Genomic DNA, 25,258 nt, shown 5'->3' on the forward strand with positions numbered 1-25,258 from the left:
TATTAGTAAAAAAACTGGACAAATAAATGTTTAAAGATTACCTCTGTAAGGCGACAGATTTTCAAACGAATCAACAACAGCATCCAAATCGCAAGCTTTAGTTGCACAAGCAGTGGGGCAATGATAATCTATGTTAGACGGGCATTAATAGCCGTTGGGGGCATGATTGGGGGCATCCCACCGAAATGCCCATCATAATTACACTCAATTCAAGCACTTCGGAGGAAAATGGCGATGCGACATCCGGCACCATTCTTTTTTTTACTGACATTATTTCTCATTACTGCTGCGAAAATTTCTCAATGTTCGCAGTACGTTAAAGCTATCCTTGGTTTAACCCTTACTACCTGTCATGCACCCACAGTAACCAAAAGTGGGGGCATGATTGGGGGCATGCAATGGCTGGTCGTGGCGGCTGTTTGCAGCCTCAGTATCAAGAATCAGGAGGTTTAAAGTGGCTTTATCGAACAGGGCCTGTCAGGCCGCCAAACCCAAAATCAAATCCTATAAAATGGCAGACGGGGAAGGCTTGTACCTTGAAGTCACCCCAGCGGGCACCAAACTCTGGCGGCTCAAATACCGACTTTATGGCAAAGAAAAACGAATTTCGATTGGTGCCTACCCCGATGTCTCCATTGTGGGGGCTCGTCAGGCCAAAGAAGAAATAAAAAAAGAAATCAAGGCGGGTATTGATCCCGTCTTAAAACGCCAGCAAGCGGCTCAAATAAATGCGTTGAACCAACAGCTCGACTTTAAGTCGATGGCGATGGAATGGTACTGGAAACAAATTCCCTTGTGGAAACCAAAACACGCAACAATCATCAAACACCGCTTTGAAAAATACGTATTTCCGTTTTTAGGGCACTTTCCGCTGACAGAGATAAAACCTTTGCAGATGCTGAACTGCCTACAAAAGATGGAGAAAACAGCGCCTGACTTAACCCGCAGGATGAAGGCCGCCTGTAGCCACGTCTTTAAATATGCCATTGCGACGGGCAGGGCCGAGAATGACCCTACGTATGGGTTAGAAGCCGCCCTTAAAAAATTTAAACGAGGGCACTATGCTTCTATTTCGGTCGATGAGTTTCCCGAATTTCTGACGTGCCTCAACGATTATCAACGCCATATTCATCGGCAAACCTTTTTAGCCCTCCACTTACTGCTTTTAACGTTTGTTCGCACCTGCGAACTGGTGGAAGCACGATGGGAAGAAATAAATTTTGAAAAAGCCATGTGGGTTATTCCTGCCCAACGCATGAAGATGAACCTCCCCCACGTTGTGCCGTTATCACGGCAGGCACTGGCCCTCTTTCAGGAGCTAAAAGAAATCAATGCTGGTCGAGAATTTATATTTACTGGGTATTACAACCCGAGAAAACCCATGTCCAAAAACACCATGCTCGTTGCCATCAAACGAATGGGGTACAATGGCAAAATGACGGGGCATGGATTCCGCGCCTTGGCGTTGGGGATATTAAAAGAAAAACTGGGCTATTCGCACGCAATTGCGGACAGGCAACTGGCACACGTCCCCAAAAGCAGTGTTGACCGAGCCTACGACCGAGCCCAGTTTTTGCCCCAACGTATCCAAATGATGCAAGAATACGCGGATTACATTGATAAAGTACGATAGGACAGCATTGCCCGAATTAGCAATCTTATTATCATCGCCACGCTTCCCTTCTTATTTATCATTAATGGAATCCTTTATCCATTGACTGTGAATATCTTCCTATCGTAAGATGACTATATTCCTGTGACGGAAATCGCGTCAGGCAGGTAATTGGTTTTGAACCACGAGGAGGGTGTATGCAGAATACGAACGAACCGTTACTGGATCGAAAAAGTGCAGCTCGGTACCTTCGGGTATCCCCTGGTACATTGGCCGTTTGGGATTGTACCAAACGTTACGACCTCAAGCCCATCAAAATCGGACGCGCCGTACGTTACCGCCGCTCCGACTTGGACAAATTCATTGAGCAACGCCTCAGTAGCTGACCGCGCTTACTTTTCTTCTTCTCCCCACCATCCCCAATTGAACGGAGCACCGCTATGAACATAGCCGATGCCAAAACCATTCCTATGACTGAAATTCTGGACAGGCTTGGAACACCTCCCCAACGCGTCACGCAACTCAAAGCGTGGTATCTTTCGCCTTTGCGCCAAGAAAAAACGGCCAGTTTTCAGGTCGATTTAAAATCTAACCTTTGGTACGACTTCGGCGAGGGAATGGGCGGCGACTTGGTGCATTTTGTGTGCCTCTACCTCAAATCCCACCGCCAAGACCATACCGTTTCCGATGCCCTGCGCTGGATTAAAAACATGGTGGGAGCCGCCTACCAAATCACTCCCATTGTCTTTCCAGAAGAAAACCCACCCGATCCTGCCCTGCTGCTAAAAACCAAGAAACCCATTCAACATTTGGGGCTCATTAATTACCTCAAAAAACGCGGGATAGCGCTGGCACTCGCCCGCCAACACCTCAAAGAGCTTCACCTTCGTAATCCACAGACCCAAAAAAGTTTTTTTGCCTTAGGTTTTGAAAACGAAGAGGGTGGTTTTGAGCTCAGAAACCCTTTTTTCAAAGGCTGCCTGCGCCCCAAGGCGATTAGTTTTATTCGGGGGACAACTCCCAAACCCAACAGTATCCACCTCTTTGAGGGGTTTATGGATTATTTGTCGGCCCTTGCCCAGACCAATCACCACCGACTGAATGGCGATGCCATTGTCCTCAATTCGTTAGCCTGCCTCAAGCAAGCCCTGCCTTACCTCCACAACTACGGGTATCAACTGGCCTACAGCTGGATGGACAACGACCCTGCGGGTGAAAAAGCAACGGCCACCTTGGCCGACTTTTGTAAAACGCAGCAGGGACTCACCCACCAACCCATGAATGCCGTTTATGCGCCACACAAAGACGTCAATGCTTGGCACATGCACCAACTTAATTTGTCCATGTAAGGAGGGTTTGTCATGCCGCAAGAAGATATTCGAGCGCTTTACCGTGTCAACGAAGTCGAGATTGTTTATAAAAACAAGATTCCTTTCGAAGAGCGTATTCAAATTACCAGTTCCTCGACGGCCTATGACATTTTGCGCCAAAGTTGGGACGACAATCGCATTGAACTCGTCGAACAGTTTAAAATTTTGTTGCTCGACCGCCGACATACTTGTTTAGGGGTGTCTGATATTGCCACGGGGGGCATTACGGGCTGTCTGGTTGACCCCAGAATTATCTTTGCCACCGCCCTAAAGACCCGAGCGAGTAGCCTCATTTTGGCCCACAATCATCCTTCAGGAACCCTCAAGCCGAGCGAAGCCGACTTAGACCTGACGCGCAAATTAATGCAAGGGGGCAAGCTGCTGGAAATCTCCGTCATCGACCACCTGATTGTTACGCCACACCGTTATTGTTCGTTGGCAGATGATGGTTTGATGCCCAGTTGACGTTGGAAACGCTCCATTTGTTTTTTCGTTTTATCGCCTTTCTATTCCTCTGAATGCAACAAGGGGATGTACCCGACGCCACTCAGTCCGCCAACCATAATTTTCGCCTGCTGACGCATTCCCCGCCCAACCAAAATTCAAGTGGGCTTCTTCGCTTTTACGTCGGGAAGGCAATCCCCGTCATTCTCAGAAAAAGAAAGGAAATCAACTCCTGAAAACTAACAACCAACCCGCTCTTTTTACCCAACTTTTACGGAGGCTTCCTTGAAACCAGCAACGACATCACAACCTGATATTTACGCCCGCGTCACCAATAAAATCCTCGCCGATTTGGAAAAGGGACACCTGACCTGGCGCAAGCCGTGGAATTCTCAGCAAATGGCGGGGCAGGTCATTCGCCCGCTGCGTTGGAACAACATTCCTTACACGGGTATCAACACCTTGGTGCTGTGGGGAACCGCCGCCGAAAAAGGCTATCAATTACCTCATTGGATGACGTTTAATCAGGCCATTGAACTCAAAGCCAACGTCCGCAAGGGTGAGAAGGGCGAGCAAGTAGTGTATGCCGATAAAATAGTTCGGGATGAAGAAACACCCGATGGCGAAACCAATTTCCGTCAAATTCCTTTCCTCAAAACTTATACGGTGTTCAACGCCGCCCAAATTGAAGGGCTACCCGCTTCTTACTATGCAGTTCCTGAAACCATCATGCCTGACAACGCGCCGCAGCGCATACAAATGTTGGAAGATTTTTTTGCCCAAACCAAAGCGGACATCTACACGGGTACGAAGGCCGCTTACCATCCATTGACCGACCGCATTCAGATGCCGCCGCTGGAGAGTTTTGAAAGTGCCGTGGCCTACTACGGAACATTGGCGCACGAATTGACCCACTGGACCAAGCATCTATCTCGCCTAAACCGTGATTTAGGCCGCAAACAGTACGGCGATGAAGGCTACGCCAAAGAAGAATTGGTGGCCGAATTAGGGGCGTGTTTCTTAGCGGCCGATTTAGGTTTTGAACCTATTCCCGAGCAAGAGCATTCTGCTTACATTCAATCGTGGTTGCAAGTACTGCAAAACGACAAGCGTTTTATTTTCTCCGCCGCTTCCCATGCCCAAAAAGCCGTGGAGTACATTCACACCCTCCCAGCTCCGTAGGGGGTAGCCAGATGAGATACGCATTTTCATGTCGCATAGTATTCATACCATACCCACTTTGTTGAGGTGTTGATGAATAGTCAGCCTAGCTCAAAGACCCAGCTGGCGCTTATCCCTGCTTTTTACTTTGTAAAAAACATCGCTGACTTCGTGTTACTTCGGGGAGCTATCTGGTTCTTTTTGAGCCCGTTTTGCTTCCATTATCTACCACACAACAAAGGAGAATGGATGATGACTACTGAAAACCAAACTACGAAAAAATCACCTACGCATACGGCTTACTACCTGAAAGCCAAAGAAGGGAGTGAAAAACAAGATTGGATTATTACTGGGGTAGCTTGGGAACACGGCGATAAAGACGGATTTAACCTGTCTCTGACAATTCTTGGTCAATCAATTGCTATCGTGATTCGTCGTAAAAATAAAAAATAATTAAATTTTTCTCTCAGTCGGACCGAGTTCAGCTCTGTCCGACTGAGTATAAATACGACCTTTAGAAAGAAATAAAAATGCTTAAAAATTTTTACATTTCTCATCATGAATATAGCTCAATTAATTGATTTTTGCCTAAGGATACAAAAACTCTCAATTTAAAATTATCAACACATCCGCCAATAATTAAGAGTATTGGCTCAGGACAGTTATATATTTTCGATGTTGCAATATTCTTCATTTCCTGTATATCCTGTCTACTGGGGTTTGGGGAAGCATAAGGATGGAAATGCCATTCCCCAATATAATAATGTCCCTTTATCCAGCTTCTTTCAATAAGTTGTTTTAATCCTCTTATACCGCGTTTAAACCAAGTGAGACCCATTTTAGAATCGGATGGCGGACCTGTGATTTCACTAATGACAGCAAGAGTTTGATTCCATTTGTAATTGCCAATCAAAATTCCGCCTGTTTCGTTTTTGCCGGAAATGGCAGAATAACTTTCAATGTTCTTCTGTATACTTTGAGAAACCTCGACAGCAAATCTTCCATCTTTAGATTTAAAAATCATCATTATATATTTTTAATCATCACACCGGTAAATTCTCCGTCAGCATATTGCTTTTCAATGACAACAAGGCGTTCCTCTTTTGGTCGAGAAAGTTGTTGTTCAATTATCTTGAAGGCTGCACCTGCCAACATTTGGATATCGTCAATTCGAGCCGGAAATAACGGATGCCAACAGCCTATACCTTCTATAATTTCTGAAGTTTTTTGCATTATAGTGATATCCTGCTGTAAAAACGGTTCTATTCTTTCTTTAAAGCTATTTTTAAGATTGGCAAATTTAGAATTAGTAGCCAGATAACAATAGAGGCGATCAGCATTGTAACCTGTAGAAACAGAAATAAAATGTGTAGACTTACTTGATAAATGATTGCTGAGAAGTTGAATTACATCATCTTCACCGGTGGCATCAATAACAACGTCAAAACCATCAAGAAATGCTGCTTCTTTGCTAAGAGTGTCCTCCAAACCGTTTTTTCTGAATGTACATCGATGAAAAGGAAACACTGAATTTATATGGGCGCTTAATGCCTCCGCTTTATTTTTCCCTACATCATTTAATGTCAATGTATGACGAGAAAGATTTCCTGCATGGACTTTATCATAATCCACAAAAGTAAGATTACTGCACCCAAGACGGCCGAATAGCTCCGCAAAAGTGGCTCCAAGCGCACCGGCTCCAATAAATAGAATTCGACTATTGGTAAGATCCTCAGAAATTCTCCCTCTGTTGGTTAATTGCATAGAATTCCAGTTTTCCGTTTTAATCCATTGAATTTTGGCAGTGCCGGAAATAAGTTCAGTAAATTGTTGCTTCCACAGTACCTCATTATCCCGAAATCCATTTAATTTAGGTAAGATCAATTTGAAAGCAAACCAATGAATCAACTCCTCAGGAGAACCAATTCGAACGGGGACAGGAAATCCCAGCGCAATCAGGTCCAACTTTATTTTTTCACGTTTACTTCTCGAATAGGTTTTGAGCAGGATTTGTAACAGATTGATTCCTTGAGCTTGGCATACAGCGTCAAGCTCTTTAAAAGTAGCAGGAATTTGCCAGGGCTTCATTACAGGAATGCGTTTCAGCATTAACCATAGTCCTGCTTTTTCTTTATTTCGATTCTTGGCGTACTTTTTTCGATCATTAATGTATGATCCCCATACTTTTGCAGCGACTTCTTCTGAAAAAATGTCAAAGCGACTAATAGGATATGTTTCCGGCTGTTGGTCCAGCGGGTTATAATTAAAAAAACCGCTACTGCGTTGTTCGCTTTGCCACCGAACAAAAGAGTCATTATCTTCATTGAAGACAATCCGGTAATCGGTAGATGTTGGAAAGTCGGGTAACTCAAAAGGATCACCGTTCTCTATAAGGGTATCTGTTGCAGCAGCTTCAAGCCAAATAAGACAGCGTTCAACATGCCATTTCAGACGATTAATAGCATCAACAGGTTCCAGTGAATATTTCTTTCTTCCCCAGGTGCCCTGTCCGGTGTCTAAGCATATCTTTCCCGAACGCCACTTAGAATAATTGAGCAGCCGATTATTATTTTGATGCTGAAAAGTATGTTTTATGCCTTTATTCTCATCAGGCATAAAACAGATTTGACCAAGCGGGTATTGCGGATCAAGGATGACTCGCCACTCAGTAACGGTTGGCATATATTCCGATTCCAGAACATCAATAGTCATTCGTATGTGCAATACCCACTTTTCTAAACGCTCCTCCCAATAAAAATCACCCAATCGCTCATAACCCGGCATATCTTCCAAAAGACGCCGAGCAGCTCTCAATTCTTTCGTAGGCTCTCTGTCAAGCAAATCGTTTCGGGGTAACGTCTGAACTTTCTTTTCTTGGAGTAAATCCGCCAAGCGGCGCAGTAAGATTCCGGCTCTTACTCTCTTCCTCTTCATTCCCCTTATAAGGAGGGAATTTTTCACCAAACAGCTCTCGCCACTTAGTTACTTGGGTTTTGAGTTTCTCGGCATCAAAGGCTTCACGGGCTATTTTTGAATATTCTTGTACGGATTCATAAAATTCGGCAAAATCATGAGGTGATACCCGTTTCCAAACGTTATGTGTCGGTACTCCCCGGTCAGGCAATACAGGAGTGGTCCCAAGCAATTGCTGAATTTGATATTTGGCAATGATTACTTCCATAGTTTTACAAACGCCCTCGGCTACCGACGTAATATTGTCTGGGCAGCAATCACCGATCATATGTTCAATTGGGTATCCCTTTGGATATTTTAAATTCGTTAGCCTCAATGTACGCCACCATTTAATTGCTTTTACCACATTCACGTAGTGTCCGTTTGTGTTTTTATTTTTGTCTCTGGTCCAACGGATTTGCTCCAGCGGATGGGTTTCGACCCATTCTTCAGCATCGCGATCGGGTATCCAAAGTGGGTTGATCTTCCATTCAGGCTCCGAACGGACTGATTCTGAAAGATAAACATACCCTTTTTGAAAGTCTGGTTCAGACCAACCTTTTGATAGTCTCCATTCATAATTACCGCCGAAATCCTCCAACATCAGGTCGGTGGTAACGCTTCGTGATTTCAGGGCTGCTAAATCCACCTCCGATGGAGCTGCAGTTACCACAATATCCAAATCTACATAAGAAAGTTCTATACCGATAGAGCGACCTTGTAGTTCATATTTCCCCTTATAATATTTCTCACAAAACGGAATAAATTTATTAATAGCTTCCTGCGGTGTCAGGTTATAGCGGTCCAGATTTGTCACAACAATAATGTCAACATCAGCCCTTTTGCCATTCAGAGGCCGAACGGCGGTCGCTCTGCGGTAACTTCCTTGAAGGAAGGTAGATACGATGATTGATTTTAAATCATCATACTCATTCAGTCGTCTACGAAGCGTTTCATGGCCTCTCTTCAAATCTTCCTTCTGTGAGGAAGTAAGCCTGATATCGGATAAAAAGTCACTAAAGTAAGAATCAATTTTCATTAGAAATAAATTTAAGGTATAGTAATGATGGGATGATAACCCCCCTTTCTTTCGTTCTCCAAATCAAATTCATATAATGTTACCTTACCTAAAGGCTTAATACGTTGCCCCAAATAAAAGGCTAACGCATTAGGTGCAGCGATAAACAGGTGAAGCTGCCCTTTCGCAGCTAACTCGTACCTTCTGGATCGTACAGTACCAATCAATTCTCCGATGGCTGCCATAATGTGATTGGCATCTTTAATTGAGACCGATCCTGGCTTTGGGCTAATCGTGAAGTCAATGCTGCGGCTTACATTCGGCAGCATTTCTTGTAAATAAGCATTTACCTGCGTTCGTATATCGTGTGTAGCACTAATCGTAAGGGCAATATCTGAAACCTCATTTGAAAATGCCTGTTCTTCAACAATCCACAACGGTTCCTGATACTCGCGAATCTTTTCTGCCTCTGCACGCCATTGAAGCTTACCCGAAAACGTCTTTTGTACTACCGTTATGTCCAGTCCGCCGTATTTACTGTCCATATGATAACCAAGTAGTAAAGCAATAGACAGATGTGTATCCAAATGTACGAATATCCGCTTTTTAGATGAAATAGCTTCCTGAGCAATACGTTCCAATTCCAATTTAATGTATTCCATTTCAGCGTACTCTTCCAATAAGAACCGGCCCGAAAAGCAGTGAAGGAAGCAAGCTATTGTATGGACTTCCAATTCCAGCGTCTCGGCCCCTTTTTGAAAACTTCGTACACCGATAACAAAAGCGTCTTCCTGTCGTGCTTCCTGCACTTCGGCCAGAAGCTCTTCCTGCCTGCAGATTTCTAAAATTTCATCTTTTGTAAAAATATTCCTACCAGTTTTGTGAAGCTTTTGAATTAAATCTCCGTATTTACCAGAGAGCTGATCAGCAGGAATAGGCTTTAACCCAGCCAACAAAAGATTGGTATTTAGATTTTCTCTTAAGCGTTGTTCATCATCAAAGCTGTGTTTAATACGTAGTGAAGCCAGAACATCTTTTAACTCATCATCATCTTGTATATTAAGATGTTCCTTCCAAGCTTTGCGGATTTTACCAAATTTTGATCTATCTCCTCCACTAAATAAGACCAGCGGGCGAATGCCTCCATTATTGCTCAGCAGATTTTTGAAATCATTGCTGTGATCTACGCCCCAAGTGTTGATAATATAATATCGGCAGTTGGCAAATTTAATCGGATCTTTAAGGTAAATCTTGTAAAGCCTTTGCAATAGAGACTCTTGCTTTGCACCGATGAAGTCCGGCTCCATAAATGCTTCCCATGTAAAACCCCTGTCATGATCTACATGGAACTTCACCTGAAAGTATTCTTCATCAATACTTGTGCCTGAGCTCAAATCCTTAATAGCCGGTTCATAGTAAACCACAACATCATCAAAGCCAAAATTACTGTCCAATTCCCAAGCTACTTTTTTAACCTGTGTATGAGATTGATTTAGGTAAGAAGCCTTTAGCCAAAAAAACTTAGCTTGGTAATCATCACCATCTTGACGAGCAATAACATTCCTTCCCATAGTTTAAGAATTGAATTTAGAAATCAAACCTTTAAAAAACGGGAGATAGAAAATTGCAGAAGTACTCTTCGCGTACTCTTTAGTAGAAATTGGGTCTGTCTCAAATCCATAGTATAAATATTCGTTTCATATTAAAAAAATAAGGGAAAAAAGTCTTTTTGGAATGAGCTTTAGTCGGGCTAAACGGATGCCTTATTAATGTAAAAAATATATTGAAAATCGCGCGCGCGATAAAATATCATGCCAATAAAGATACAAGGTGAACAGCTACCGAGAAAAGTTAGTTCACGAATAATCCCTTTTTGAAAAAATCCGTTATAGTGACGAAGCCTTTATTCAAAAAGGAGCTTGGTATACTATCTCGGAATAGAAAATAGCCTTTGGTTATTCTCCCGTTTTTTCGACAGTAATTTCAATGACAGTTCCATCCGGGGCTTCTTCGCTGACGACGTATCTGGGTTCAATGGCTATAAGTTGGTGCGGTAACTGTTCGAGCAGCGCCATGAACAGAGCTTCCAGTCCGTAGCCTTTCAACGAAACCTGGTAGGTTGTAAAGTACAATTGGATGCGGTTGGTTTCGCCCTCAGGATTAAACTCACCCGCAATCAGATAAGAATAATTCAGAAAAAAGCGTTTGCCGTCGGGCCATACCAAACACAAATTCAGCGGGCGAGCCAAGGTGTACTCGTTGGAAGCAACCCCCATCTCCTTTTCGGAAGCAGTATCTGCGGGGCTGCTTTCTTTCATCTGGTCAAAACGCAGCTTAAAGTTCGGGTTCATAGTGTCGGTCTTTGGATTTGTGCGGCGAGGGCTTGTCCTTCATGGGGGCTTTATTTTTAACAATTGCAGGTGACTTGCTGCGCTGGTTTCGCAGCTGTTGCTCTGCCAGTTCGTGCGTGCGGTTCTTTTTGCCCACCAGCTCCATGGCCGATTGTCGGTCACCAAGCCGCTGGGCGTGCTGCATTAATTCTTCTTTGTTGTCGGTATAAATATGCACTCCACTCCGCCCCCGTGACACCGAAACGTAAAACTGCTTGGCGTCCGTGGCGGGAAACGTCGCAGCAGGTTGGGCAATAAACACCTCATCCACCGTTTTTCCCTGCGAAGCGTGCGAGGTGATGCAATAGGCGTGGGCCAAATGCCCGTAGTCCTTGTCCAGATGAAACTTGGCCCGGCTCACGGGATTTTGTAGCACCAACTCGCCCTTTTTGTTCACCGAACTTACCGTGAGTAACTCGCCGTTGTTGAGCCGCTTTTTCTGCTGGTCAAAACCGTTACGGGTCAGTCGTACCCAATCTCCTTTGGAGAGCGCAATCTCGCTTTGTTTGTAGAGTTCAAAATCTCCGCTGCGGTGCAGGGGCAGTAGCGCTGTCTCTCCGTTTTCGTCTTTGAGTCGAACCCCGCTCTCGCTGCTGCTTTCCACCTGCCACACGCTACCCCGTTTGAACCCTGGGCGGTTTTGGTTCAACTGAACCCGCATCCCTGGCTTAAAATTCTGCCAATCACTTTTTTCGGCTTCCGTCAAATTGAGGTTCATCAGGCGGGGAAGGGTGATTTCTTTCTTGCCCAACTGCTTGGATGCCCGCAGTTTCTCCCGAATGGCTTGGGTGACTTCCTCGCCCTGCTGGTGAGTGGGAGAAACCACCAGCGCGGACTTTCCCGCTTTGAGGGCTGCCGTATAAGCGTTAACCAATTGCTCGTGGGGGTTGAGGACATCAACTTGGTGAATAGCGCCCATCGCATTCAAGGTTGAAAACGCATTCTTGACTTCTCCCTGTGCCAAATCCTCCACCGCCGAACGGTAGTGCTCATTCCGCTGGCGGTAAATTTTACTCACTTCTGCCGATTTGATGCCGCCTACCGTGTTCAAAATACGCAAAGCATCCCCGCGCACGACGGCGGCGTGTTGGCGAGTGTCCCCGCCCAAAATCAGGCGAGCGTTCTTTTGGCTTGCCAACTCAAGCAGGGCACTCATGTCTTGGGTACCGAGTAGTCCCGCTTCGTCCACCCACAGCACTTGCCCCGTGAGCTGGTGTTGCATTTCTTTGTCCACCAACAGTTTGGCCACCGTGTCGGCTTGCTCAAAGCCTTCGTCTTTTAATACCCCCCGTGAGGCTTGGGCCGTGGGAGCCACCACCGTTACTTTTTTGCCCGCTGCTTCCATGTGTTTGACGGCCTCTTGCATCAAGGTGGTTTTACCTGACCCTGCCGCTCCGCGAATGATGCACACGCGGTTGGTCGTTGTCAGTACGTGACGGACGGCTTCGGCCTGTTGACCACTCAGGGCAAGCTCGGGCGATTGGGCGTACAGGGGAACTAATTTGCCCTGACCCGCCCGCGCCAATTGTACCATACGCTGTTCTTGGGAAAGTACCTCTCGGGTCGTGCACAGGGTTTGCCCCGCTTCTTTGACGTGAATCAGCCGCTCATCCGTTTGGAAACAATCGGTAATCTGCGCCAAGGAAACCGATGGATGACCAATGCCTTGGCGGTAGGCGGTTTCCAACAAACGACGGTCTTGCAGTACTGAGGCCCGTTCAAAACCATGTTGCAGGGCGTGGTCAAGGCACTGCTGCGGGTTAAGTACTTTTTCTTTGATAGGCCGTTTGTCCCCTGATGGGTAGCGAACCACCCGTTGGCCTTCGTTTTGCTCACGGGTATCTGAGGAGTGAATTTGACGTTTCCAATCCGACTTTAATTCGGCCATGCTGAGTCCCACCTGTTTTTTGGCGCGGGTCCTTGCGCCCAGCTCGCTCAGTTCTTTGGCATCCGTAATGCCCTTTTCCTGAGCGACCCGCCCAATCTCATCGGTGCGTTTGGAGAACAGGTCAATGACGCGCTGCGGTACGCCTTCCACTTCAAAGGACTTTTCTGTCCGTCGAATTTCGTAGCCCAATGCCATCAGTTGGTCGGAGAGCCGTTTGTGAAAGCGGGCTTGGTAGTAGGGCATGTCGCGTTTGATGTCGCGGAATTGGGCGGCTTTGATTTGCCGTTCGGTTTCGTCCCAAGTGGCATTAAACACAAAACAATGCGCGTGCAGGTGGGGGTCGGGGGCATGACCTTCTACGGGGCGGGCGGTTTGGTGGATAAAATCAGCCCACACCAGCTCCCCCGTGGCGCGGTCATCGTAGGTATTATTTTTACGCACCCTGGTTTTAGCGTCGGCTTCGATGTCGAGCATGGTCGCCTGCACGCTCTGCCGAAAGGCTTCCAACAGGTGGTCATCCTGCGACAGGGCGTGAAGAATCGACACCGATTTAGGGCAGTGAAAGTTGATGTCGTATCCCGTCGTGCGTTCGTCTTTGGTACGAGCCGTCAACGGCTCACCCGTCAGGGGGTGGATATTCTCGCACAGGGCAAAGAAGGCCTCCTTGGTGGCCTTTCCTGTCACCCCTAACCGCTCGGCTAATTTTCCCTCAATACGACCGCTAAGTTCTTGGTCGTTGATGTAGTAATCAGCCTTGGCGAGGGCTTCGGAAAAATAGGCTTTGGCGTGGGCAGCGCTGCTGCTTTGAATCATGCGGATCATGACACCAAGTGTACGGGGGTTTGGAGCGCCTTGGGGGCACTTTTGCGTTTGGTTACTGCGGGTACATCACGGGTAAGCTCGGCAGTGCCCAAGCTGTGCAGAGCGAGCAAGGGGGGACGGTTAAACTTTTTCCATCAGACATCTTCCCTAAGCACAGCTTAGGTGGTTTTGAAGTGGCATTTTTACAGGGCTTCGACCGTATCGTCATCGATAAAATTGTCCACCAATTTACGGCGGATTTCGGGGTCGGCGGGACGCCTTCCGTAGAAGCTAACCCCTCTGGTTTGGGACGCATCCCGTCCCTCGACAAAAGAATTAACCATCTCTTCATTACAAATCATTTCGTCGATTTTATCCATGATAAAGTGGTCACCTTGGTGGTAAGCCCCGACATAGCTAAAGGAATAACATAAAGCCGATACTGCCAATAGAAGGCCAATAGGCTGAGCTGCCATCCATAAAACAAAACCCACTATGAAAAAAAATCCTGGTTCTAAAACTGTTTCAATTGTTCGTACATCAACAGGTTTACCTTTGAATTTAAGACTAGTAAAACGAGAAGAAATAACGCCAGACGATAAACTGAAACGACCAAAATCAAACACCGACGGCAGTCGTTGAATCTCTTGCCAGCGCTCCCAGCAGGTGTACAGAAATAGCGCCAGAAAAACATACCAGGTCGTATAGTAGCCAATAAGGTGAACGGAATAAGATTGACCCGTAAGACGTTCCATTATTCCAGCATAAATCAATGGAAAAATGGCCAGTAAACCACTCATAATAATCGCTGTAGAAAATGAAAAGTAGCGCTCTCCCATGTTCTTTCGAAGAAATACTTCAAGCAACAAGCGAGGCCAAGAACAAATAGCTAGAAAAAACACTAAAATTAGTTCTTTCATGGCATTGGTACGCATAAAGACTGTGCGGTAGTAAATATTCTTTTTCATAGACGTAAAGCATTAAATTTATAAGTGAGTAATTCCCGTTTAAGTGCAATACTGCTGGTTAAAGACCATTTTGGTGTGGTTCAGTCCCTTCAATAGCGGGTCGCCTTGGCGGTGTACGTAACCTTCCACGCGAAAATTATTCAGGGGGCCTCCCGTTCGCAGGCGAACAAATTCTTCGGCCCGCACCATCCGTTCCAGTTTCAGTGATTTGGACTTGGTTTGCCCAAAGTTTTGGGAAACCGTCACGCTGTGGGACTCTTCTTCAAAATAGGCGTCTCCGAATAGCTCGGAGGCGTATTTATTGGTTTCAATATCGGCGTTGGCGTGAAAGATTTTGGTACCTAACGTACCTAAAAAGCTTTTAACGCGGTACTCCGCCTTTTGTCCGCCCATGCAGGCGTAGTAGTTGGGTAGGTTCTGGGAAATATACACCGTGGCAATGCGGCTACTACGGGCGGTGGCTTGGTAGTCGGCATCGTGTTCGTGCAGGAAGTTTTGCGCTTCGTCCGCCCACAAAAACACGGGGCGGGAACTGGCCGTGATGGGGCGTTTTTCCATTGCTCGTTGCCAAATGTATTTGAATAAAATTTGGCAATCTCGCCCGACTTTATGATAAAGCTTGACGGGTAGGTTAAGCAGGATGATTTTGCCATGCCAGCAGTCTTCGGGAGTCAGGGTTGAGTCTTGGCGGCAGAACAGGGAATAGACGGGTTCGCGCAGCAACCGAAATAAAAAGCCCGAGAAGGTAAAATCGATGATAGAACGGGTTTTCTCGGAAAGACTGATGAAGCTGTCAAAGAAGAATTGGTCGAGGAATTTCAGCAGTCGCGCTTCGGGTAATGCTTGGAGCAGTTCGGCCTCAAAGTCGGGTTCATTTTGTAAGGCTGCCTGCTTGTGGGCAGGCAGGCGGTTAAACCACTCGTCCATGTTTTCGGTAACGCGCTTACGCGCCGCTTCAAAAGCCTGTTGAAATGCTTTCGCTTCTCCTTCTTTCGCTGAGGTTTGCAGCTGTTCGTGACTTTTGGGAATGGTTTGCACTATGTCGTACATCTGTTGCAGCGAGAGTTTGCCGTAGGCCAGTTGGCACAGGTCAATGACGTTAAAGATGAGCATGTCCAGGGCCGTCTCCCAAAAGGCATCATCGCTTTTACCACTGTCTTTGGCTTCTCCCGCGCGTATGACCGTTTTCAACACCTCCACGATATTTTCCGTGATGGAATGCTGGGATTGCTGGGATTCGTATTGCAGGAAGTTAAAGCGATGGGCTCCGTTGGGTTCAAGCACCAATAAATCCCGCTCGCGCCCCGTTAGGCGGCAGTATTCCTGCCAAGCCTGTTTTTCGTCGGGTTTGACCGTCAGTACCAAGCCCCCGAAACCTTGAGCGAGGTATTTTAGCGCCAGCATTCGGCCCGAACCTGAGGTTTTTCCCGAACCGATGCCACCGAAGATTTGTACGCCTTCCAAGGCATGACGCACGTTCCAACTTCCGCGCTCTTGCGAGGAAGCTAGTTCAATAATGGGGCGGTCTAAATTGAACAACTCCATAGGTAATAAAAGGCATAGAAATGGTACTCAAATTTATTTATTTTTGCCTGACTACCAAACAATTTACCCAAAAACGTAGATTTTATTTATCAAACGGCGGAAAAGGTACCTAACAAGGGAGAGGCTTCAGCGGCGGCCTGACCTTGAGTAAGTAAATGTTCACGGTAACGAACAATGGTCAGGGCTTTGAAGTCAACCGCGGTCAGATGCGCTGGCAAACGAATAGTATCTCTTATCATCAGGTCGTACAGCCAAAGTTCAGCCATCAGTGAGTGTTCCAAACGCGGTTCATAGCCCAAGAAACGCGTTAATCGTTCTTTGGCTTTTAGCCCAAAAATTTCGACCATTTTTTGATAACTTTGTACAAAGTGAGGTGCCGCTTCGGTGAAAGCGTAATGCGCCATGTCGGCATTGCGAATGAGCTGAATGTGTGCTTCGGCTTCGTGGGTGAATGCTTCCGACGATAATATTCCTTGGCGGTATTGTTGCAATAAAGCCCGCAGGTAAGGCTCAAAGGGCAGACTAACAGCGGGATGAGGTAAGTACCCTAATCGTCGTTCGATGAGGTCTTTGGTCGCGCTTTCCCAATCAGGGAGTACGGTGGCATTCAGGGCTAAGTCTTTCCACGAGATGGCTTCACTAATGGCTTCTTTGACGGCTTCTTGATAGGCCTGTTCAAAGCGTTTTTCATCTCCCCCAAAAACGTTTTGAATGGTTTTTTCTCGCCACTCCATGAGAAGCCTCCGCTAACAAAAAGAGATTCATCATTTTAGCATAATCCATCCATAAATCAAGTCTTAAATCACCAATAACATGAGCGACAAAGGGGATAATGACGACCAAGGCAAAAAGAAGGAGCCCACCTTTCCCGAAGGGTATGAGTACTTGGATGATTTAATCAAAGGAAAGCTGAACCGTCGGGCGGAAATTGATAAGCAGTTGCAAGCAGCTTCGAAAGATGCATCAAAGCCCAACCACCACACCCTCAAGTATTCCCCACCTGGTTTTACCACGGGGCCTTCGGGCAACAAAGAACGGCAGATGGAACAATGGAAAGCCGAAAAAACGCAGATTGAGGCGGATATTAACGAAAGTGTTGAACTACAAATGAGCGTTTTGGAGACCGACCCCGAGACGGCCGCCCAAATTCGTCAGACGCTGATGGATAAAATGTACCCTAACCCTTTTGAAGGAAAGGGGGAAAAGGAATTACAGCGGGTGGGGAAGGTCGAAAAAGACATCAACAGCTCGCAGGATTACATGCGCGTTCAATTAAAGAATTTCAGGGAAGGGACGCCCAAAGACCCCAAGTCCCCCGAAGATATTCAAAAAGAGTCAGACCAGACCGAAAAGGAGCTAGGCAATTCGCAGGAGTTTATGCAGCGACAAATCCAAGCTTTCAAAGAGCGTAATGCAGATAAGCCCTCGCAGGAGCCTCCCAAAGAGGAAGCGAAAGAGCAACCAAGGCTGTCGATGTCGGCAAAGTTTTCGCAATCGCTCAGCTACACCAAAGCATTGGAAAAATCAGCGGAGAAACCCACGCCGACAAAAGGGAAAGAGGATAAGTCACCCGACAAAGATTAATCGCGTTCGGGTTCAATGTCACGGTCTTTGTTTTTGGCGGGTGATTGGGGTGCTTTGGCCAAACGATTACCGCTGAGCCAAGCAGGGCGTTTGTCGTTGACTTGTTCGCTCAAAAACTGCTGACGGCCGTCCTGAAAACCGTTACTTTCACGGTCTTTCAGCGCCTCCGTGAGTTGCTGTGCCAGTTCGGGCATGTATTTAGCGATGGTATAGCCTTCATTAAAACGTTTTTGGTACTCGGGCGAAACAGTGGTGTTATCTTCCATGATTAAAAAGTGTTACGGGCGTTTTGCTGTAAATAGGTGTCAATGGAATCGCGGTCGTAGAGGATAATTTTCTTTTGGGGTTGCGAGAAACGGATTTTTCCTTCGTCCCGCAGTTTTTGCAGTGTGGTCTTTGACTTGATATTAAGTAACTGCATGGCCTGCTGGTCAGAAATCCACTTTTCTTTTTCTTCGCCATGGGTTTCTTTCAAACGGGCAACGACCTGTTCAACGAGTGCATAAAAGGCGGCTTCTTCTAAGCAGATGACTTGCATAAGAGGCGAAAACAATAATTTGCAAACCAGTCAATGATAATTATCGCCAAATTAGAAATATTTTCAACTTTTTCAAATGGACCTGGGTTTATAAAATTATTTATTCCACTAATTTGGTGTAATGTAATTTTTGATTTTTATGCGGATTTTCTCTATAACGATTAAGATAATATTTGTGAAGTAAATTAAACTGATTTTTTAAAGCTTTTATCGCTTCTTGAGAAGCTATTACAATCCATCCGGACCCCGATTGGCTTCTCAAATGAGGTGGACTCATGCGGATATTACCATCCACCCAAAAGAATGACTCTATCATCATATTATTATTTTTATCAACCCAGCGAAAACGAAGTGGATCAACCAATCGCCACCCCAATTGCCGAGCAAAAATCGGATTTAAGGCAATCCATTCGCCCAAATAAGAAGGGGTATTAAGCCAATGTTCTGCATAAGTTGCAATGAATAGCGAAGAGGTGTTTATTAAATTCTTTCCATTACTTATATCTATATAATCGTCGACTGAAAGGTTTACTATTCGATTAAATGCACCTGTTGAAAAATTAGTTGAGGACTTTTCCTCACGTATTGCCCAGCATGACTCACGCACTTCAGTAGCAAGCTCCCAGCCTAGCCCCCTAAAAATGTTCTTCTCAGCTACCACGGTGAAATCTCCAATTTGTTCAATAAAATGCCTTGTTCCTGAATCAATTTTTTCTACCCAATTAGAAGGTAACCAATCATACGCTTCAAATCCTATAAGACCAGGCACCTTTTCTGGACGGCGATGTTGCCTAAATTGAAGGGTAACAGAGTCATAAATCGGATTTAACCAGGAGGCTTGCTTCCAATGTGGTATTTTTCCCCCCTCCCATAGTTCGTTTAATAAACGATCTTTCAGAAAAGGGATGATAATTGCATATGGATAAAAAGTACTTTCTAAGCCCAGCTCGCCACCTTGTACCAATACTCGAAATCTACCACTTTTCTGATGCCATTCATCTTCCAACAAAGTAATCGCTTGTTGAAGTAAAATTACTATATCAAGTCTGCTACTATTCGCCAGTTCACTTAAATTCCATTTAAGTGAATCAAGTAAATTCTTTAGCGTCAGTTGCGTATTTTTCCATATATTACTGAGTAACTTTTCAAGTCTATGAAGCTCCGATTCATCACCCTTTTTTCCAACGGATGGTTTTAGCCAAACCAATTGGCGACGTATTCGATTTATAGAAACGTTAGGCAAATTGTGTTTTTGTACTAATTCATAAGCAGTTACCTGGCTACTAAACAGGGAGGATTCCGATAGTTTACTTAATTCCCTAGGCAATTCGCTTAAAATGAGAGGGTTCGTTCTACTCAAATACAAAGCTATCTTTGCAAAAAGTTCCAGATCAATATCTGTATTTATTTCATTAACAAAACGGCGGATTTCAACGATATAATTTTCACTTACGGCTGCCATTCTGGCTACGTGCCCCAACGCAGACTCTCGTAGTCCGCGCTCACCCACGAGACAAAATTTAAGTGCTAATCTGGCTATTAAAAATTCGGGGTCAATAGGCAAAAGATCAGATATGGGCGCATCACTAGTCGGTTTAATTTGAGAAAACATTCGATTTAAATAAGTTTCAATCTCTTCCCAAATCAATCGTATATCAGCCTCAGGGGCCAAAACGGGAATAATTTCATCAAGCTCACGAAATAATTCAATCGGAGATCCCCGTTCAAGTTGATTAACAAAATCGAACCAAGCGGCCTTAAGTGCCGGTTCTCCTTCTGATTTAATAGCAAATTCAAATGCACGTAGCCTGCGTCCTCCGTCATAAAAGGGCGACCACGAGTCTCCTTTTTCAGATAACAGGTTTGATGCAATAGCCTTTGCTGTTTTAGTATATTTCTTTTTATAAGCCAGTTCACCTAATGCTAAAATCAATCGGAATAAATCGTCACGTTTATTTGTAATGGCTTGAACTGTATCAACGATCCAAGACTCATCAATTTCATGCTGAACCTTTCCTAAACAACCGGGCCAATTGAAATAACCGGATGATTCATGAACTTTCAGTAGTAATTTTTGCAATTCAGAGGCTGTTTCATATTGATCAATAAATTCCGATTGTGTAATTCGCGAATTATCTAAATATACAGTTGGGAGACCCTCATGCTCTTGTTCACGTTTATTTATCGGCAAACCTTTTACCGGAGAAAACGAGACACTCTCGTTTCTAAGTAGTTGATGGTAGTCAGTCCGCAGTTCCGGTAATGCATACCTCTCAATGTCTTCAATTAGTTCTGTTAAAAGTTCATTTTGATTATGTTTCTGCAGACATCTGACAAGATTGGAAAATGTTTTCTTTGAAAGTGACTCTGATGAAAACAAAAGCACTTTCCCAAATAAATCAGTAATACCAGCCAAGAGAGAAGTAGTTATTTCTCCTTCCAACATTTTATCAATCAGAAGCTCAGTACCATCATCAATAGTAATATACTTTTTTTTCAACATCCACTCAAACAGCTCAATAGCTGCAACTTTGTTCCAATCCATGCATGCTTTCAGCAAAGCATAGGCTGCTCGACCTGAAGCTCCCCCACCATCTGTTGTCCGATCAACATGATCTAAATAAGATACAAGCTGACAAATTCGGTTTTGAGCTTTCTCAGGCTCAATGGAATTGGCTTTTCGCATCCACGAAATCCAATCATTGAATTGATAGTCTTTACGATAGCCTATACCTAATGATTCATCCATTGTGCGTAACAGCCAAAATTGAGCCGTTTCGGTCTCGCCTATTTCTAAGTACTTTTCACTTAGTTCTAAGGATACATTTATACGGCCATCCAGATCTCCCTGTTCAGCAATTACTGCCTCGGCTATACTGTCGATAAATGGTTTTACTCGATCTTTATTCAGGCTACACGAATGGAAGGCATACCATATATTGATTTGAGATTCTGCCGACCAGTAAGTTGGGTATTGGGTTATCTCATTTTCGAACAAGACAGAGGCTTTTATAAGAGAATCAGACCCATACGTAGCGATTGCTTCAACCATATGCTTATAGTATGTATCCCGCATCATATGCATGCGGTATTGTGTAGATTTGGATATATGTGGTTCAGGACGATAATAAAATCGAATAATGGGTAAAAAATTGTGTCCGTTAAACCGTTCACCTCTGAGTCCTTCTCCTCTCAGAATAGCAATTCGAGCCAGCATTCTAAACCACTCGGTAACTACAGGGTCATAGTGCTTTGCACCTAAGACATCTGGAAACAGTTTTAATAAGTTTATTGATTTATAGTTTATAGTTTGTAGCGTAATATACCAGAAGTAGGGTAGGTAGTAGTCGAGTCTACCTTCCGAGATACTATCGACAGGTATTTCAATTAGTGGCTTTAAATCAATATTATGAACCCAGTTTTGATACTCTTTTGAATACTTACCTATATTGTATAACAGTTGTGCAATCTCAATTCTCTTATCAATTGGAAAATCAGTCGGCTTCATGTCTCTCAAGAAGATACTCATCAAAGACTCGCATAAATCAGTATCACCATCTTGAAGACAAACAGTTATGACTTTATGGAGTCGGGGTAAGAAAAAATTTATATTATTTTCATGACTATAGTCGAAAGAGCTGAAAATGTTCAATAACTTCGGTCGATGAAAGGGAGAATCAGAAAGTGATTGGATCAAGGCATCAAGTAATCGTACCTGCAATTCCTGATTATCATGTTCATTACTATCCTCTTTTATCTTGACGTGCACAATTTTCTTAAGTAGTTCAATAGGGTCAACCCAAAAGCATTTTATCCTTACCCAGGCTTCCAGTGGTTTTGCCTGCTCTTGCCAATGTGATTTATAAGTATCAATAATCAGGTTAGTTCCAATATAAGCATTTGGCTCCGCCAGAATGAATAGCCGGCGTGCTTCTGCTTCATAATTGTTTTGATAAAGAAGTCTGGCAATTTCCAGTGCTCGACTGCGTCGTTCCGATGAATTAATAGGTAATAACGCATATTCAACCACCGATTCGAAGTTGAACAGGTTAGGGAAATAATTTAGAAAATGAACCTGATTGATATTCCACTCTCGCCGATGTAACTCACCCATCAGGAAGCCATAGCGCAACATATATTGTAAGTCTTGGCTCTCTGCTGCTAACTGTAGTCCAAGAATCAAATCTTCACGAATTAAATCAAATGGTCGACAGGCATGACGTTGCCGATCGACATATTCAGGAGTTAGAGTTTCGTGAAATCGGTCAAACTGTTCTGCATGATATACATGATATAAATGCTCATGGCGGAATAGTCTACTTGATGAGGTAACCGATAAATTAGCTAAGCGAGCATGGTAATTAAGATGCGTTTGATAACTGTATGTCCCGCTTAGGGGACTTTCAGCCGTCTTTCTAAGCAAGAATTGTCTAAAACTGTTGTGAAAAAATGTTTTATATCCATATGAGTCATCAAAAAACTGATTGAACCATCGACGTAATTTTAAGGCGGCTGCGCGTGAGATAGACCATTCGGGTTCCATATTTAAGTGGAAACCGAAACGAAGTCGACTAACTAACCCTAAGAAATCAGCAATATCGTCATCAGCCTCAAATTCCTGCCATATTCGTTCGTAATAATCTTCAATATCTCCACGGAATGGAGGAAGGTGCGCCAATATTTCCTCAATAGAAGTAGAAGTATCTTCATTTTTCAATGCCCGCAACATATATTGTAAAAATAAAGGATGGCCTTCTGACGCTAAAAATAATAATTCATGTTGGGCTTGGGTAAGAGGATTATCTAATACGCTATCTGCAATAAGGCTCACGGCTGATGAAAAGAGTGGTAGCACTTTGATTTTTCTACCAGACTGATTAATCGTTTGTTTTACTGAAATTGGTAAGCCGGCCAAATCAAAAGACTGACTGCCTAAAATTATATACACACCATCTGGTATATCATTGGGATTTGGAAGTTGTTCAAGCAATGTACCTTGTTTGGAGTATTCTCTGGGAATATGGTCTAAGCCATCTATAATAATAATTGTCTTTAGGTTTTGTGCTTTATATAAATCACCAACTTGTTGCAGTTGGTTCTGAAAAACCTGCTGAGTTTCTGTTAAATTGCCTTGTATCCCAAAAATTGTACTGCCGAAAAACCCGCTTTCCGTAAGTTGAATAGATAAATCATGATACAAGTTGACAGCTTCGCCTCTAATAGGCTGGTTACCATGACTTTGATTGAGGAATGCAAAATATTTAATCACTTTTTCTGTACGACCTATAGCCCACTGAGTTAAAAGCGAGGATTTGCCCGACCCCGGGCTTCCTTCAAGGAATATATACTTACCAGGCAATAACTCGATTGCTTCGGAAAGTTGATTAATTGTTGAAGTATTTGGTTGATAGATAGTAGGGTCGATAAAAAAGTCGTGCGAAAAAATAGTTTTAATGCGACCCTCCCATTGCATTTGTTTAATAAGATCATCGGCAGTGAATTTTACAGGTCCACTCGGATGAGCAAGAGTATCATGAAAAAATTTATATAATTTAGTGGTATCATTCTTATAGATTTCATGGTATTTATGATCTATTGCCTGAGGAAGTTTTACGTCAAACTCAAGTCTCAGATGCTGTGCGAACGTTAAAAAATCAGTTTGTGATAGATTTAATGTTTTACATACCTGATCTAAAAAGATACCCCAATCACCATCGGGCTTATTACCTGAATGAATAATTAACCAGGCATGTTTTAAAAAATCAGAAAAACTTCCGATTAATCTTTTCGTATTCGTAGGGCGATCTATTGACAACTGATCATGAGTGGAAGGTATGCGATTGGTCAGTAAATGTACGTAAATCGGCACCTCCATGTCTTTATTAGCCTTTTTCAGATTCAGCCAACTTTCTCTTAATCTTGGAAATAGTTCTAAAAACTCTAAATATCTAAAAGGTGGCTTTTGTGATTGTTGTGACCATTTGACTTGATAAGCACGGATTTCAGTGTTTGTTGCATACTGAATATCATCAGCATTCCCGGCATCAGGATCTCCTATTTTTATCCATACTAAATTTCGGTGTGTTAGCTCTACATAGATTTTATGCGCAAACAGTTCAAATTGAGGAACTTTCCCTCCAAAATCTATACGATCTCCAGATGCTGAAGTCTTTGACATTCTGATTATAATTAAGTACTAGTCTTAAATTTACAAACTTTTAGACATAGCACTCATATGTTCTAATCTTTTTCTACAAATATTGAGGAAGCTAGTGGAATTACAGAATGTTGTACCTATGTTGTACCAAAGAAAAAAGCCGTCACGAATTTTCATCGTAACGGCCTCATAATCAGTGTAGCGGGGAGCAGGATCGAACTGCCGACCTTAGGGTTATGAATCCTACGCTCTAACCATCTGAGCTACCCCGCCATCGTTTTGGTGGTGCAAAAGTAGAATAAATATTTTAAATACGCAAACACATTTTGAATAATTGTAAGAAGTTTCTATTTTGCCCCTTTGTTGGGGAAGGTAATTACCTAAGTAAAAGACTTTTCTTACCTTTAAGACCGAACAAAAGAAAATGCTATGCAAAAATTCAAATACTCAAACGAATACGAGCTCCGCGCCTCGCCTAAAATGTTGTTCCCGTACTTGAGTACAGCATCGGGACTTTCTGAATGGTTTTGTGAAAAAGTAAATGTGAAACCTAACCATAGCTTCGATTTTATCTGGGATAAAGAAAGCCACATTGCCGAACAAACCTCGCTTCGGCTCAATAAAAGTGCCAAATTTGAGTTCTTGAACACAAGCGATAATAACCGCGATAACAATTATATCGAATTTAAAGTAGAGGTAAGCGACCTGACAGGCTCGACCTATTTGCGCATTACCGACTACTCTACAAACACCGACAGCGAAGAACTAAAAGACCTTTGGGATGGTTTAATCGATAGTCTCAAAGAAATTGTAGGAAGCTAGGTATCTGT

The 25,258-nt window shown here is 44.0% G+C and carries 20 protein-coding genes and 1 tRNA gene; 8 read left to right on the top strand and 13 right to left on the bottom strand.

Going from position 1 to position 25,258, the window contains the following annotated elements:
• Nucleotides 1-454 precede the first annotated feature (454 nt).
• The 6 genes from K339_RS0116075 to K339_RS0116100 all read left to right on the top strand — a co-directional run bounded on the left by K339_RS0116075 (nucleotide 455) and on the right by K339_RS0116100 (nucleotide 5,040).
• Nucleotides 455-1,633: a tyrosine-type recombinase/integrase gene (locus tag K339_RS0116075; protein WP_028524509.1), complete on the top strand. Its 1,179-nt coding sequence runs from the start codon at nucleotides 455-457 to the stop codon at nucleotides 1,631-1,633.
• Nucleotides 1,634-1,809: 176 nt separating this feature from the next.
• The gene (locus K339_RS0116080; protein ID WP_028524510.1) at nucleotides 1,810-1,998 is read left to right on the top strand and encodes a helix-turn-helix domain-containing protein; all 189 of its coding nucleotides are present in this window, start codon (nucleotides 1,810-1,812) and stop codon (nucleotides 1,996-1,998) included.
• A gap of 54 nt (nucleotides 1,999-2,052) precedes the next feature.
• A complete protein-coding gene (locus K339_RS0116085; protein ID WP_028524511.1) occupies nucleotides 2,053-2,961 on the top strand; it encodes a DUF8464 domain-containing protein in 909 nt (302 codons plus the stop codon).
• Between the two features lie 12 nt (nucleotides 2,962-2,973).
• Nucleotides 2,974-3,447: a JAB domain-containing protein gene (locus K339_RS0116090; RefSeq protein ID WP_028524512.1), complete on the top strand. Its 474-nt coding sequence runs from the start codon at nucleotides 2,974-2,976 to the stop codon at nucleotides 3,445-3,447.
• A 264-nt stretch (nucleotides 3,448-3,711) separates the two neighbouring features.
• Nucleotides 3,712-4,608, top strand: coding sequence for an ArdC family protein (locus K339_RS0116095; RefSeq protein WP_028524513.1), 897 nt, complete (start codon nucleotides 3,712-3,714; stop codon nucleotides 4,606-4,608).
• 72 nt (nucleotides 4,609-4,680) lie between these two features.
• Complete coding sequence (locus K339_RS0116100) at nucleotides 4,681-5,040, top strand: hypothetical protein (RefSeq protein WP_028524514.1); 360 nt, start codon at nucleotides 4,681-4,683, stop codon at nucleotides 5,038-5,040.
• 103 nt (nucleotides 5,041-5,143) lie between these two features.
• On the opposite strand, the gene K339_RS33870 is transcribed toward K339_RS0116100, so the two are convergent.
• The 9 genes from K339_RS33870 to K339_RS0116150 all read right to left on the bottom strand — a co-directional run bounded on the left by K339_RS33870 (nucleotide 5,144) and on the right by K339_RS0116150 (nucleotide 16,883).
• Nucleotides 5,144-5,614, bottom strand: coding sequence for a Mov34/MPN/PAD-1 family protein (locus K339_RS33870; protein ID WP_051398046.1), 471 nt, complete (start codon nucleotides 5,612-5,614; stop codon nucleotides 5,144-5,146).
• Nucleotides 5,614-7,521, bottom strand: coding sequence for a ThiF family adenylyltransferase (locus K339_RS0116110; RefSeq protein ID WP_084332232.1), 1,908 nt, complete (start codon nucleotides 7,519-7,521; stop codon nucleotides 5,614-5,616). Before K339_RS0116110 ends, K339_RS33870 begins: the two co-directional genes overlap by 1 nt.
• Complete coding sequence (locus K339_RS0116115; protein ID WP_028524516.1) at nucleotides 7,421-8,578, bottom strand: SMODS domain-containing nucleotidyltransferase; 1,158 nt, start codon at nucleotides 8,576-8,578, stop codon at nucleotides 7,421-7,423. The genes K339_RS0116110 and K339_RS0116115 overlap by 101 nt, the downstream gene beginning before the upstream one ends.
• 11 nt (nucleotides 8,579-8,589) lie before the next feature.
• Nucleotides 8,590-10,128, bottom strand: a complete 1,539-nt coding sequence (locus K339_RS0116120) for an SAVED domain-containing protein (protein ID WP_028524517.1) — start codon at nucleotides 10,126-10,128, stop codon at nucleotides 8,590-8,592.
• A gap of 384 nt (nucleotides 10,129-10,512) precedes the next feature.
• Nucleotides 10,513-10,908, bottom strand: a complete 396-nt coding sequence (locus tag K339_RS0116125; protein WP_157607619.1) for a hypothetical protein — start codon at nucleotides 10,906-10,908, stop codon at nucleotides 10,513-10,515.
• A complete protein-coding gene (gene mobF / locus K339_RS0116130; protein ID WP_169731863.1) occupies nucleotides 10,892-13,657 on the bottom strand; it encodes a MobF family relaxase in 2,766 nt (921 codons plus the stop codon). Before mobF ends, K339_RS0116125 begins: the two co-directional genes overlap by 17 nt.
• Before the next feature lie 182 nt (nucleotides 13,658-13,839).
• Nucleotides 13,840-14,604 carry a hypothetical protein gene (locus tag K339_RS0116140; RefSeq protein WP_028524520.1) on the bottom strand — a complete coding sequence of 255 codons (765 nt, stop codon included), beginning with the start codon at nucleotides 14,602-14,604 and terminating at the stop codon, nucleotides 13,840-13,842.
• 39 nt (nucleotides 14,605-14,643) lie between these two features.
• Nucleotides 14,644-16,149 (bottom strand): type IV secretory system conjugative DNA transfer family protein, encoded by a 1,506-nt coding sequence (locus tag K339_RS0116145; protein WP_028524521.1) that lies wholly within the window; start codon nucleotides 16,147-16,149, stop codon nucleotides 14,644-14,646.
• Between the two features lie 89 nt (nucleotides 16,150-16,238).
• The gene (locus K339_RS0116150) at nucleotides 16,239-16,883 is read right to left on the bottom strand and encodes a hypothetical protein (protein WP_028524522.1); all 645 of its coding nucleotides are present in this window, start codon (nucleotides 16,881-16,883) and stop codon (nucleotides 16,239-16,241) included.
• A 79-nt stretch (nucleotides 16,884-16,962) separates the two neighbouring features.
• On the opposite strand from K339_RS0116150, the gene K339_RS0116155 reads away from it, so the two are divergent.
• Nucleotides 16,963-17,733 carry a hypothetical protein gene (locus K339_RS0116155; protein WP_028524523.1) on the top strand — a complete coding sequence of 257 codons (771 nt, stop codon included), beginning with the start codon at nucleotides 16,963-16,965 and terminating at the stop codon, nucleotides 17,731-17,733.
• Here K339_RS0116155 and K339_RS0116160 read toward each other — a convergent pair.
• The 4 genes from K339_RS0116160 to K339_RS0116175 form a co-directional block, all read right to left on the bottom strand.
• Nucleotides 17,730-17,999 carry a hypothetical protein gene (locus tag K339_RS0116160; RefSeq protein WP_028524524.1) on the bottom strand — a complete coding sequence of 90 codons (270 nt, stop codon included), beginning with the start codon at nucleotides 17,997-17,999 and terminating at the stop codon, nucleotides 17,730-17,732. The genes K339_RS0116155 and K339_RS0116160 overlap by 4 nt on opposite strands.
• 2 nt (nucleotides 18,000-18,001) lie before the next feature.
• Nucleotides 18,002-18,271, bottom strand: coding sequence for a helix-turn-helix domain-containing protein (locus K339_RS0116165; protein WP_028524525.1), 270 nt, complete (start codon nucleotides 18,269-18,271; stop codon nucleotides 18,002-18,004).
• Between the two features lie 100 nt (nucleotides 18,272-18,371).
• Nucleotides 18,372-24,449 (bottom strand): hypothetical protein, encoded by a 6,078-nt coding sequence (locus K339_RS0116170; RefSeq protein WP_028524526.1) that lies wholly within the window; start codon nucleotides 24,447-24,449, stop codon nucleotides 18,372-18,374.
• 178 nt (nucleotides 24,450-24,627) lie between these two features.
• Nucleotides 24,628-24,701: transfer RNA gene (locus tag K339_RS0116175), tRNA-Met, on the bottom strand.
• 156 nt (nucleotides 24,702-24,857) lie between these two features.
• Here K339_RS0116175 and K339_RS0116180 point away from each other — a divergent pair.
• Nucleotides 24,858-25,250: an START-like domain-containing protein gene (locus tag K339_RS0116180; RefSeq protein WP_028524527.1), complete on the top strand. Its 393-nt coding sequence runs from the start codon at nucleotides 24,858-24,860 to the stop codon at nucleotides 25,248-25,250.
• Nucleotides 25,251-25,258: the final 8 nt, after the last annotated feature.

This window comes from Runella limosa DSM 17973 (genome assembly GCF_000482465.1).
Lineage (GTDB): Bacteria > Bacteroidota > Bacteroidia > Cytophagales > Spirosomataceae > Runella > Runella limosa.

Coding starts and splice junctions, on each gene's coding strand:
- K339_RS0116080 (WP_028524510.1), top strand. CDS start 1,810: ATGCAGAATACGAACGAACCGTTACTGGATCGAAAAAGTGCAGCTCGG.
- K339_RS0116085 (WP_028524511.1), top strand. CDS start 2,053: ATGAACATAGCCGATGCCAAAACCATTCCTATGACTGAAATTCTGGAC.
- K339_RS0116090 (WP_028524512.1), top strand. CDS start 2,974: ATGCCGCAAGAAGATATTCGAGCGCTTTACCGTGTCAACGAAGTCGAG.
- K339_RS0116100 (WP_028524514.1), top strand. CDS start 4,681: ATGAATAGTCAGCCTAGCTCAAAGACCCAGCTGGCGCTTATCCCTGCT.
- K339_RS33870 (WP_051398046.1), bottom strand. CDS start 5,614: ATGATGATTTTTAAATCTAAAGATGGAAGATTTGCTGTCGAGGTTTCT.
- K339_RS0116110 (WP_084332232.1), bottom strand. CDS start 7,521: ATGAAGAGGAAGAGAGTAAGAGCCGGAATCTTACTGCGCCGCTTGGCG.
- K339_RS0116115 (WP_028524516.1), bottom strand. CDS start 8,578: ATGAAAATTGATTCTTACTTTAGTGACTTTTTATCCGATATCAGGCTT.
- K339_RS0116120 (WP_028524517.1), bottom strand. CDS start 10,128: ATGGGAAGGAATGTTATTGCTCGTCAAGATGGTGATGATTACCAAGCT.
- K339_RS0116125 (WP_157607619.1), bottom strand. CDS start 10,908: ATGAACCCGAACTTTAAGCTGCGTTTTGACCAGATGAAAGAAAGCAGC.
- mobF (WP_169731863.1), bottom strand. CDS start 13,657: ATGATCCGCATGATTCAAAGCAGCAGCGCTGCCCACGCCAAAGCCTAT.
- K339_RS0116140 (WP_028524520.1), bottom strand. CDS start 14,604: ATGAAAAAGAATATTTACTACCGCACAGTCTTTATGCGTACCAATGCC.
- K339_RS0116145 (WP_028524521.1), bottom strand. CDS start 16,149: ATGGAGTTGTTCAATTTAGACCGCCCCATTATTGAACTAGCTTCCTCG.
- K339_RS0116150 (WP_028524522.1), bottom strand. CDS start 16,883: ATGGAGTGGCGAGAAAAAACCATTCAAAACGTTTTTGGGGGAGATGAA.
- K339_RS0116155 (WP_028524523.1), top strand. CDS start 16,963: ATGAGCGACAAAGGGGATAATGACGACCAAGGCAAAAAGAAGGAGCCC.
- K339_RS0116160 (WP_028524524.1), bottom strand. CDS start 17,999: ATGGAAGATAACACCACTGTTTCGCCCGAGTACCAAAAACGTTTTAAT.
- K339_RS0116165 (WP_028524525.1), bottom strand. CDS start 18,271: ATGCAAGTCATCTGCTTAGAAGAAGCCGCCTTTTATGCACTCGTTGAA.
- K339_RS0116170 (WP_028524526.1), bottom strand. CDS start 24,449: ATGTCAAAGACTTCAGCATCTGGAGATCGTATAGATTTTGGAGGGAAA.
- K339_RS0116180 (WP_028524527.1), top strand. CDS start 24,858: ATGCAAAAATTCAAATACTCAAACGAATACGAGCTCCGCGCCTCGCCT.